The sequence below is a fragment of the Promicromonospora sp. NPDC060271 genome (assembly GCF_042726755.1).
GTDB lineage: Bacteria > Actinomycetota > Actinomycetes > Actinomycetales > Cellulomonadaceae > Promicromonospora.
In genome coordinates, this window is the sequence record NZ_JBHXBG010000311.1 from 1 (window position 1) to 1,997 (window position 1,997).

The window sequence follows — 1,997 nt, forward strand, 5'->3', positions numbered from 1 at the left end:
GCGCAGGAGTGCCCCGGCGAACACGATCCCGTTCTCGTCGCCGCGGGCGTGTCAGCAGGAGGGGGGCGGCCGGGTCGAGGAGTTCGTCGAGACGTAGGCGCCCGAGACCCAGTTGCCCGGCCCGATGCGGTTCCACCGGTCGGTGGTGCCGTAGGTTCCCGTGATCGTGGCGCCGCGCGTGGTGCACTCGATCACCACGTTCGCGTGGTTGCCTGCCTGTCCGACGACGGCGTAGTCCGTGCTCGGTCCCGAGCGCACGTTGAGCGGACCGCTCTTGGTCCTGACGACGCCCGTGGGCCCGTGCCCGGTCCAGAGGTAGGTGACGGTGGTCCAGGCGTTGTCGGTGAGCCCGACGGCGTCCCAGAAGGTGCCGTCCCCGAGGTCGATACCCGCGGGGTTGGCGACCTGGCGGCCGAACCCGTCGCGCCCACGGTTGTAGTCGTCCTGGTAGGCGGCCTGCGCCTGCGGCCGGCCCTGGGGCAGGTCGGACCAGGACTGACGCGTCTCGCCCCCGTTCCAGTAGTCGTCGGTGGTGTTCCACGGCCCGACGTCCCAGACCGGGGCGTACGCGCAGCGTCCGGTGCTCTCGGCGCAGACCCGCACCGAGTAGCTGCCGGAGTTCTTCGGCGACAGCCCGCGCCGGGACGGCAGAGCGACGAAGTGGTCCCTCGAGGTGATGACGTGGCCGTTCGCGGTGGTGCCGCCCACCAGGCCCTCGCGGGTGGCGAAGACCTTGTACGAGTCCGCGACGGCCGTCGGCGCGGCCTGCACCTCCGCGTCCTGCAGCGACTGCGACCGGCGGGCCTCAGGCGTGAGCGTCACCTTCCGTACGGCAGGGCTGGTGCCGCCCTCGCCGACGAGCGTGACGCGCGCCTGGACCGTCTCGGCCGGCGCGGGGAGCGGCGAGCCCGCTGGTACCCACTCGGTCCAGGAGTCGGGGCCCTGGTCGGTGAGCCGGCCGCGGACGTCGACCAGCACGGAGGTGCCTGCCGGGGCCGTGGCGTCGACGTCGGCGGTGACGACGCTCGCGGGGGAGTCGAGGTGCTTCGGCTCCGCGACGAGCTGGCCGGACGCCTCGTGGTGCGCGCCGCCGCCGGCCCCGTCGGCCCTGCTGCTGCCGGCCCTGCCGCCGTCCGGCACGGTGGAGCTGCCGGACGTGCCGGTGGCCGCCAGGTGGAGCGCGCCGCCGGAGTGGCGTACCCCGGCGTCGTCGTCGGTGTGGGTGGCGAGGTCGACGGACCAGGCCTGCCCTGCGGCGTCCGGACCGGAGCCTCGGGTGACCGTCGCGACGGCGGCCCCCGAGGCGAACAGGCTGGAGGCGATCAGGCCGGCGGCGATCACGACGGCGCAGGACCTGGCGGTCAGCACCGCTGCACTGCGTCGGGTCCTGCGTACCTGGGTAAGCATGTGCTGAATCTATGCGTCCTGGTATTTCACCCGCGCGGCGAAACGGGAGAAATCCTGGGCCGCCGTCCGACCTCTGGTGCCTGGGCGGTCCGCCAGTGGTGCATGATCGGGGACGTACCCCGGAGATGACGAGCAGTGTTGACGAGCAAGGAGAACGACGTGTCCGAGTTCCTGGCTGACAAGCCCGGCAAGTTCGACCTCGACGGCGACGGCATAGCCGACGTCGAGGTGGCCGACACCGACGGCGACGGCGTCGTCGACGCCCAGTTCGAGGACTACGACGCCGACGGCGTCCCCGACGTCGAGCTGCACGACACCGACGGTGACGGGCGGCCCGACGTCGTGGTGGAGACCGCCGGCGGGACGCGGACGATCTCCGTGGACACCGACGGCGACGGCGAGGACGACGCCGTCGACTCGTTCCCGGCCTGAGCCCGAGGGTTCGGCCTGCTGCTCAGGCTCTTGGCTGGACCGGCGCCGGGCGCTGCGCCGGCCGGCCGTAGACCAGCCCGGCCACCCCCACCACCGCGGGGCCCCCCCCGCCGGGGCGCGCCACCCCCACGGCGCACACCACCGTCAGCCCCCCAACG

Annotated in this window: 2 protein-coding genes; one reads left to right on the plus strand and one right to left on the minus strand. The window is 73.5% G+C overall.

The features are described 5' to 3' along the window. Positions 1-51: 51 nt before the first annotated feature. Positions 52-1,407: a hypothetical protein gene (locus ACFWE2_RS25270; RefSeq protein WP_377226958.1), complete on the minus strand. Its 1,356-nt coding sequence runs from the start codon at positions 1,405-1,407 to the stop codon at positions 52-54. Between the two features lie 159 nt (positions 1,408-1,566). On the opposite strand from ACFWE2_RS25270, the gene ACFWE2_RS25275 reads away from it, so the two are divergent. Next, a complete protein-coding gene (locus ACFWE2_RS25275) occupies positions 1,567-1,839 on the plus strand; it encodes a hypothetical protein (protein WP_377226959.1) in 273 nt (90 codons plus the stop codon). Positions 1,840-1,997 lie beyond the last annotated feature (158 nt).